The organism is Microcoleus sp. N9_A1, from assembly GCF_036701795.1.
Lineage (GTDB): Bacteria > Cyanobacteriota > Cyanobacteriia > Cyanobacteriales > Microcoleaceae > Microcoleus.
Genome location: NZ_JAUBRI010000061.1, coordinates 34,113 through 41,561, shown reverse-complemented (window position 1 = coordinate 41,561; position 7,449 = coordinate 34,113). Strand labels below are relative to the sequence as shown.

The following is a 7,449-nucleotide window of genomic DNA, read 5'->3' as shown; positions in this document are numbered from 1 at the left end:
GATCGCGTTTGAGCCAGTCGTCGAGTACATCAAAGATGCCTCTTTCGGTCTGGGCGCGTCCGACTGCGATTGTCATTTACGCAAATCTCCAAAAAGATATAATTACAACGGATTTGTCTCTAGTCATTATTCCCCAACGGTTGCCTCTGCTTAGCAGAAAACTATTTGGATTATGAACAGAGTTTACTTTTCTTTACCGTATTCAAGATTATAGAGGTAATTCTTTACAATGGCAAGTATTTCTTAAAGAACTTCCGGATCTTGACTTGTCCCCGAAGTCCTCGAAGTTCTCGAAGCCCTCGAAGAAACCCGGAATCCGGGCAGGAACTCACAGGCATCGCCCCTACAGAAAGCGGTTTTTTTTACAGGAATACTTCGTTACAGCCCGCCCCCACGGTTAAAAACCCGGTTTTTTGCGTCTTGATGCGTAAGTCCTGTCCTATATATATACTGAGGATAGAGCTCCAAACTTAGGTTTTTAAGACTATATGTTCAGCATTGACATCATTGTGAAAAATACGCCCGTCTCGCTGTCGGTGCAGCGGAAGTTGGAGGAGGACGCTGAGACTGTTTACCAGCAGGTACTGGCGGCGATTCGCAACTCCCAACCGCAAATTTTGGAACTCACCTGCGAGAAAAATCCTGAGAAAAAGGTGGCTGTACTCAGCAGCGAGATTTCTGGGGTGGTGGTTTCTCAGAAATCGGGGGCGTCATCTACAGGCAGATCCCCTGGCTTTGTCTCGATGACAGCAGAATGAGGGCTGGGGGTGTTGGTGCCGATATGGGCCAGTCAGCGGTTGCGGTGCGCGAGTTGGGTTTTTGCTGGCCGTCGGGCGATCGAGTTTTGCAAGGTTGCTCTCTGGATGTACCTAAGGGCGAGTTTTGGATGCTTTTGGGCACTAACGGCAGCGGCAAGTCTACGCTGTTGAGGCTGATGGCTGGGCTGCTGCACCCCCAGTCGGGGGAAATTGACCTGAGTGGGCGGGTGGGTTTTGTGTTCCAAAATCCGGATCACCAATTGGTGATGCCGACGGTGGGTGCGGATGTGGCTTTTGGTTTGGTGGAGGAAAAGCTTTCTAATGTTCAGGTGCGGGCGAGGGTGGCTGAGGCTTTGGAGGCTGTGAATTTGCTGGATTTGCAGCGGCGGCCGATTTATGCTTTGAGTGGGGGACAGAAGCAGCGGATTGCCCTTGCTGGGGCGATCGCCCGTCACTGCGAAATTCTGCTGTTGGATGAACCGACTGCTTTGTTAGATCCTGATTCTCAGTTGGATTTGGTGGCGGCGGTGCAGCGGTTGGTGAAAAATCGCGGGATTACGGCTTTGTGGGTGACTCACCGTTTGGATGAGTTGAATTATTGTGATGGGGCTTTTTTGTTGGAAAAGGGCCAAGTTGTCGATCGGGGAGATCCGGCGCGTTTGAAGCAGCGGTTGATGCAAAGTCAGGATGTTTAACTATTTGATGAGGTTTGTCGTAAGGACTTTAGTCATATCTTATAAAAAGAGGACTGAAGTCCGAACGATCGAACAGGTGTTCATCGCAATTGGCGATCGCGCAACAAAGCATCTGCCCAAATTGTATCGGCTTCTGAGAGTGCTGGTATGACTTCCCAATTGCGATAATCTATCTTGAGGTCATAACTTCCTACGTCGTAAATTTCAGTGAATAATTCCTGTAAATTGATGACAGGTTCAATATCGCCCGATCGCAGTGGCAAAGGAAAGGCAGGCATCGGGTTTTGGACGTTAAAAGCGTACAAATCACCTCTGGGGCGACGATTTCCCCGACACACCAAAACTCGATAGTCGCTTTCAACATCATTGCCAATAACTGGCATTTTTCGACCGCGCCGCAATAGATCTATTTCAATTAAATGAGTGCGGCTACCTAAAATTTCTTCTCGCTTTTCCTCGTACATTTGTCGCCCTTTACCAGTTCGCTTATTGGTAGGCGATAAAATTTCAATAACTGTTATCAATTCTTTTGTTACCCTTTCTCTAATTTCTAAATACCCTTCCCTAATTGTTAGAGGTACAGGAAGAGTTACGGTTACGGGTTGTGCGGGCGGCGCTGCAATGGCTACGTTCGCTCTGATTGGTTCTATTGCTGTTTGCTGCTGCATTACTGTTACGTCGGGAATGCCAATTATCGAGAGATCGTCTTCACTGGCTTCATACATTCTCACCTCTAATGCAACTAAATATTTAGGACGCAGTTGGGGAGACAAAAACCTAAAAATTCCACTGATTAATAAGTGGTGTAGGGCGGGCCAGAGTTCGGGATGCTCTAAATACGGGTCCATACCGGGGAAGGGAGATGGCATTGATGTGACTCCTTGACTCAAATCTATTTCCAGTTTAACAAGACTTTTTTGGAACAATTAGACCGATCGCACTTCTGACAAAATAGAATAATTGCCGTCAGCGCGATCGCACTTTTTGACGGTTAACGTTCGATCGACAATTCCGATGCAATTGGCACGCTGTTTTCATCCAACACAGACACCGCATTCACGAAAACAATTGTATGCGGGACTGTCGGCATTAAGCGGCGCAGTGCATTGAGGTAAGATTCCGCATCGCGGCGACGGCTGAAACGGGCGACTGTTAACCGCTGACAGTTGGGGAGGTGGCGAATTAGATGCCAAGGTACAAGTCGATCGCGATAGGTCGATTCTTTTGGTATCATAGGAGAATCCTGTCCATGAAAATGGATTGTTGAGGAAAGGCGATCGCTCTTGATTTCTGAGGTCGGAGGGCGATCGCTTGTTTATAGTTTATATTCAACACGAATACTCGTGTGTTGTCAAGAGGGAATGGGACGAATTAGGCTGCGAGTTCGAGAATTTGCTCAAGAAAAGGGTTGGAATCTAACAGAAGTCTCCAAAAGAACAGGTATTCCATATACCACGATAATTACCTATGCGAACTCTCCAGGTATGGCAACCGTAGATTACACAGCTTTGGATAAGATGGCCCGTGCGTTCGATATTGCGATCGAGGATTTAGTCGAAATTCTGGAACAGTAAACTGATTTATCAGCGGGAAAATGGGGCTAATTCGCTTAAGAGTTCGAGAAATGGCTGAGGAGAAGGGTTGGACGCTGAAAGAAGTTTCCGAAAGAACGGGCATTCCGTACAGCACGGTCAAAAATTACGCGCAAGCTCCTAAGCTGGCAACTGTGGACTACACGGCTTTGCAGAAGCTTGCTCAAGTCTTCGATGTGATGGTTGAAGACTTGGTTGAGGTTTTGGAACGGTAAACTGATTTATCAGCGAGAAAATGGGGCTAATTAGGTTGCGGGTTCGAGAACTAGCCCAGGAGAAGGGTTGGACGCTTAAAGAAGTTTCTGAGCGATCGGGCATTCCTTACAGTACCGTTAGAAGCTATGCCCATTCTCCCAAGCTGGCAACGGTAGATTACACAGCTTTAAACAAAATGGCTCGCGTGTTTGATATTGCGATCGAAGATTTAGTTGAGATTTTGGAAGAGTAGGCTGATTTATCGTTGGGAATATGGGACGAATTAGGCTGCGAGTTCGAGAATTTGCTCAAGAGAAGGGTTGGAATCTGACAGAAGTATCCAAAAGAACAGGTATTCCATATACCACGATCATCACCTATGCCAATTCTTCAGGCATGGCAACTGTAGACTACACAGCATTGGACAAGATGGCCCGTGCGTTCGATATTGCGATCGAAAATTTAGTGGAAATTTTGGAAGAATAGGCTGATTTCCTAAGAATGCAATTGGACGAATTAGGCTGAGAGTACGTTTTTGATAAGCAGACTTTACCTTTATTAAATTCAAATTATGAAAGTTCAATCTATCAAGTTAAAGTATTTTAAGAAATTCAGAGAGCGAGAATTAGATTTCACCGATCCAGAAACTGGACTGGCACGAGACCTTATAGTTTTAATAGGGATGAATGGGACTGGCAAAACAAGTATTTTACAGGCAATAGCAGCAACATTGGGAGAGGCAACAGGTCGATTGCAGAGGCTTTCTGAATTGGAATGGCCAGGATTTAATTATGAATTGCTAGGGAGTAACTGGGGAAAGTTTGAACCAGACGTTACTCTAAAAATGCAATTTTCGTCTCCAGAGATCCACGCGGTTCGGGAGTTCCACCAAAAATTGAAAAATATCGGTCGCAATTTACCAGTTCCTCCTGCTGATAAACATATTGTGTCCCTTAAATGGCAAGGTGAGCGCGTTCAGGCAAACACTTCAAGTGAATTGTTTCAATTCAAAGGACGGGAATATGCTAAGCAACTCCTTAGAGCTGAAGGCTTTCAGGTGTTTGAGCGAGTTGGGACAATTCTTTGGTACACAGAGCAGAGAACTTCTACCAGCCTAACTACTGAAAACCAGGATGAAAAAATTGAAATTACAGAAGATAATCTACGAGATCGCTTTTCAAAGTGGCGACAATTTCATCAGGATGTTGAAAGGGGAAGAATTAAGCAATTCCGACCCGGACAAAAGGACATATATGCTGAAATTGAGCAAGCTTATAAAGTTGTTTTCCCCGAACGTAGCTTTGAGGGACCTGTTCCACGAGAAGGGATTGATGACATTCTGAGCGAACCCTGGTTTTATCTATATGATGGCAGAAACCAATATGAGATTTCTGAGATGTCTGGGGGCGAACGTGCTATATTTCCGATGATGATGGACTTTGCTAATTGGAATATTCATAATTCTGTGATCTTGATTGATGAAATTGAGTTGCACTTACATCCACCACTGCAACAAGCATTATTGAGAGCTTTGCCCAAGTTAGGAAAAAATAATCAATTCATTATTACAACTCACTCTGATTATATAGAGCAGCTAGTACCTGAAGCATACATTGTTCGTTTAGAGGAGTAACTATGAGTGTTGTTAGTAGTGGAAAAATACTTTTTTGTGAAGGAGCGCCCACCAGTTTAGACTATAAATTACTTAATACATTAGTTGATAGGATAACAGCTAATACCTGCACAATTGTTACTGTTGGGAGTAAGTTTACATTTTCAAAATTTGCCGAAGGATACTTTTCAGCGAGTAAAGCACTAGACCCGAAATACATTGTTTTTCTAGATAGGGATTTCGATGTTAAGCCAACTGATAACGGCCAGCTACTCCAAAGAGCAAATAAATCTGGCAATAAATCTATTTTTTTAAGTTATCGAACTTGTGTTGAAAATTATCTCTTAGAGGCTAATTTAATTCATAATTATTGGGAAGAAAAGTACAATGAAAAGCAGGACAATCCAACTTCTACCTGGGGGCATAAAAATTCACCAGGAGTCGCTCAGATTTCAAAACTGATTGAAACTAGCGCCAGAAACTTGCAAGCTTACCAAGCTGTAAGATGGGCTTTGGGTGACTTGGTGAACCTGAGTGTAGCACGGGAACAACTCAAAACTACATGGACGAATAAAGGTAAACTACCTAAATCATTAATTTTGCAAGACTGCAAAATTAAAGCGTTAGAATTAGTCAATCAATTTAGACAGGCTGTTGAATTAGTTAGACCAGAAAAATTTGAAGATAACCTTGGTGTCTATGAACAACTATTTGCACGAGAAGAATTTTGGACACAGAAGCAATACTTAATTTGGTTTAATGGCAAGGATATTCAAAAGGAAATGCAGAGACAAGATTCTACATTTATTTCTCTAAGTTCATTTTTTGATTGGGCAATTCCTTACCTAGACATTAATCAGCATGACGACCTTATAGAACTAAAAACAAAAATCGAGGAGCTATAGTTTAATTAAGTATAGTCACTTACAATTTTAGATTTCCAATTTGAGACTTGCGATTTTCAAATCTAAAATTGGAAATCTAAAATTATCTTCGAGCGCCCTTTTCTCCTCCCTACCTCATCTCATATCCAAACAAATTCGGATCGACTTCACCCAAATTCAAATCCGCCAAACCGTACTCCGCCCAACGCCGATCGACCATCGCCGCCACATCCGGATCGGACTCCAAAACTTCCCCCCATTCGTGATCCGTTTCCGGCGGCATCTTCGTAGTAGCATCAATCCCCATTCTGCCGCCCAAACCAATCTTTTCACTGGCAAAATCTAAACTATCAAAAGGCGTATTCGGCAGAATAAATACATCCCGAACCGGATCGACTTTAGAACTAATTGCCCAGACTACTTGACGCGGGTCGCGAATGTTGATACTTTTATCGACAACAATCACAAACTTAGTGTAAGTAAACTGCGGCAATGCGCTCCAAAATGCTAAAGCAGCCCTGCGCGCTTGACCGGGATATGCTTTATCAATGGAAATAATTGCGGCTTTATAACTCAGCGCTTCCATTGGTAAGAAGAAATCGACTATTTCTGATACTTGCTGCCGCAAAATAGGGGTGTAAATGCGGTTCAGCGCGATCGCCATCATAGCCTCTTCCTTCGGCGGCCGCCCGCTAAATGTGGTCAGATAAATCGGGTCTTTGCGGTGCGTCATGCAGTTGAAGCGAACTAGCGGCGAATCTTCCACACCGCCGTAATAACCCATGTGGTCGCCAAAAGGCCCGTCTGGCAAAACTTCCCCCGGTGTAATCGTTCCTTCTAACACAATTTCCGAGTCCGCCGGTACTTCCAAATCTACGGTTTTGCACTTGGCCAATTGCACGCCGGAACCGCCGTAAAGTCCGGCAAATAACCATTCCGATAAATCTACAGGAATTGGGGTTGCTGCGGCGAGAATGATTAAAGGATCGACTCCCAGGGCGATCGCAACTTCCAACTTTTTACCAGCCTGCGCCGCTTTCCGCAAGTGCCGCGCGCCGCCCCGGACAGATAACCAGTGTACAGTCATCGTGTTTTTTGACTGCAATTGCAAGCGATAAACGCCCACATTCGGCGTGCCGGTTTCGCAATCCTTGGTAATTACTAAACCGAGGGTGATAATTTTGCCCGCATCTCCCGGATAGGGGCGAATCATCGGGATTTTGTTCAAATCCACGCCTTCTCCTTCAAACACCACTTGCTGACAAGCTGGGAAGAAATCGCGGCCTGGTTTGGCTTTCACTACGTCGAACAAGACTTTGCCGAATTCTATGGCTTGGGATATCTTTTTGGGCGGTTTTGGCTGTTGTAGCATTCCCAATTTTTTGCCGAGCTCTTCTAGTTCGATCGGCTTTTCCATGTTCATCGCCCAGCAAACCCGTTGTTCCGTGCCCAACAGGTTAATCGCCACGGGGAATTCTGCCCCTTTGACGTTTTCAAACAAAAGTCCGGGCCCGCCTTTGACCAGCATTTGGTTGGAAATTTCGGCTATTTCGAGGTCGGAATCGACTAAAGCGCTAATCCGGCGCAGTTGTCCCCGTTCTTCTAGCAGTTTTAGGAATCCCCGCAAGTCTCTAGCCATTTTTTTTAAGAATTGTTAAGTGTATTTATTTTATTATTAGCCCATCGGCCACCATAAAGTTAAGCTACCATTGT

At 44.7% G+C, this 7,449-nt stretch carries 11 protein-coding genes; 8 read left to right on the top strand and 3 right to left on the bottom strand.

All coding sequences use genetic code 11. The features are described 5' to 3' along the window. Positions 1–488 precede the first annotated feature (488 nt). Both QUA58_RS23705 and QUA58_RS23700 read left to right on the top strand, forming a co-directional pair. Positions 489–758 carry a hypothetical protein gene (locus QUA58_RS23705; RefSeq protein ID WP_190663726.1) on the top strand — a complete coding sequence of 90 codons (270 nt, stop codon included), beginning with the start codon at positions 489–491 and terminating at the stop codon, positions 756–758. Continuing rightward, the gene (locus QUA58_RS23700) at positions 755–1,453 is read left to right on the top strand and encodes an energy-coupling factor ABC transporter ATP-binding protein (protein ID WP_445243709.1); all 699 of its coding nucleotides are present in this window, start codon (positions 755–757) and stop codon (positions 1,451–1,453) included. The genes QUA58_RS23705 and QUA58_RS23700 overlap by 4 nt, the downstream gene beginning before the upstream one ends. Before the next feature lie 80 nt (positions 1,454–1,533). On the opposite strand, the gene QUA58_RS23695 is transcribed toward QUA58_RS23700, so the two are convergent. Both QUA58_RS23695 and QUA58_RS23690 read right to left on the bottom strand, forming a co-directional pair. Next, the gene (locus tag QUA58_RS23695; RefSeq protein ID WP_106333439.1) at positions 1,534–2,322 is read right to left on the bottom strand and encodes a DUF4058 family protein; all 789 of its coding nucleotides are present in this window, start codon (positions 2,320–2,322) and stop codon (positions 1,534–1,536) included. 122 nt (positions 2,323–2,444) lie between these two features. Continuing rightward, a complete protein-coding gene (locus QUA58_RS23690) occupies positions 2,445–2,687 on the bottom strand; it encodes a hypothetical protein (RefSeq protein WP_333396310.1) in 243 nt (80 codons plus the stop codon). Between the two features lie 127 nt (positions 2,688–2,814). On the opposite strand from QUA58_RS23690, the gene QUA58_RS23685 reads away from it, so the two are divergent. The 6 genes from QUA58_RS23685 (at position 2,815) to QUA58_RS23660 (ending at position 5,757) form a co-directional block, all read left to right on the top strand. After that, a complete protein-coding gene (locus tag QUA58_RS23685; RefSeq protein WP_096831645.1) occupies positions 2,815–3,027 on the top strand; it encodes a helix-turn-helix domain-containing protein in 213 nt (70 codons plus the stop codon). Positions 3,028–3,047: 20 nt separating this feature from the next. Further along, complete coding sequence (locus QUA58_RS23680) at positions 3,048–3,260, top strand: helix-turn-helix transcriptional regulator (protein ID WP_333396309.1); 213 nt, start codon at positions 3,048–3,050, stop codon at positions 3,258–3,260. A 20-nt stretch (positions 3,261–3,280) separates the two neighbouring features. Continuing rightward, positions 3,281–3,493: a helix-turn-helix domain-containing protein gene (locus QUA58_RS23675; protein ID WP_333102249.1), complete on the top strand. Its 213-nt coding sequence runs from the start codon at positions 3,281–3,283 to the stop codon at positions 3,491–3,493. Between the two features lie 20 nt (positions 3,494–3,513). After that, on the top strand, positions 3,514–3,726 hold the full coding sequence (locus QUA58_RS23670) for a helix-turn-helix transcriptional regulator (RefSeq protein WP_333396307.1): 213 nt from the start codon (positions 3,514–3,516) through the stop codon (positions 3,724–3,726). A gap of 85 nt (positions 3,727–3,811) precedes the next feature. Next, complete coding sequence (locus tag QUA58_RS23665; protein ID WP_333396304.1) at positions 3,812–4,873, top strand: AAA family ATPase; 1,062 nt, start codon at positions 3,812–3,814, stop codon at positions 4,871–4,873. 2 nt (positions 4,874–4,875) lie between these two features. Further along, the gene (locus QUA58_RS23660; RefSeq protein ID WP_333396301.1) at positions 4,876–5,757 is read left to right on the top strand and encodes a DUF4435 domain-containing protein; all 882 of its coding nucleotides are present in this window, start codon (positions 4,876–4,878) and stop codon (positions 5,755–5,757) included. Positions 5,758–5,866: 109 nt separating this feature from the next. Here the strand turns inward: QUA58_RS23660 and QUA58_RS23655 are convergent, their stop codons facing one another. Further along, positions 5,867–7,375: a UbiD family decarboxylase gene (locus QUA58_RS23655; RefSeq protein WP_333396297.1), complete on the bottom strand. Its 1,509-nt coding sequence runs from the start codon at positions 7,373–7,375 to the stop codon at positions 5,867–5,869. Positions 7,376–7,449: the final 74 nt, after the last annotated feature.

Coding starts and splice junctions, on each gene's coding strand:
- QUA58_RS23705 (WP_190663726.1), top strand. CDS start 489: ATGTTCAGCATTGACATCATTGTGAAAAATACGCCCGTCTCGCTGTCG.
- QUA58_RS23655 (WP_333396297.1), bottom strand. CDS start 7,375: ATGGCTAGAGACTTGCGGGGATTCCTAAAACTGCTAGAAGAACGGGGA.
- QUA58_RS23670 (WP_333396307.1), top strand. CDS start 3,514: ATGGGACGAATTAGGCTGCGAGTTCGAGAATTTGCTCAAGAGAAGGGT.
- QUA58_RS23690 (WP_333396310.1), bottom strand. CDS start 2,687: ATGATACCAAAAGAATCGACCTATCGCGATCGACTTGTACCTTGGCAT.
- QUA58_RS23700 (WP_445243709.1), top strand. CDS start 755: ATGAGGGCTGGGGGTGTTGGTGCCGATATGGGCCAGTCAGCGGTTGCG.
- QUA58_RS23695 (WP_106333439.1), bottom strand. CDS start 2,322: ATGCCATCTCCCTTCCCCGGTATGGACCCGTATTTAGAGCATCCCGAA.
- QUA58_RS23685 (WP_096831645.1), top strand. CDS start 2,815: ATGGGACGAATTAGGCTGCGAGTTCGAGAATTTGCTCAAGAAAAGGGT.
- QUA58_RS23665 (WP_333396304.1), top strand. CDS start 3,812: ATGAAAGTTCAATCTATCAAGTTAAAGTATTTTAAGAAATTCAGAGAG.
- QUA58_RS23680 (WP_333396309.1), top strand. CDS start 3,048: ATGGGGCTAATTCGCTTAAGAGTTCGAGAAATGGCTGAGGAGAAGGGT.
- QUA58_RS23675 (WP_333102249.1), top strand. CDS start 3,281: ATGGGGCTAATTAGGTTGCGGGTTCGAGAACTAGCCCAGGAGAAGGGT.
- QUA58_RS23660 (WP_333396301.1), top strand. CDS start 4,876: ATGAGTGTTGTTAGTAGTGGAAAAATACTTTTTTGTGAAGGAGCGCCC.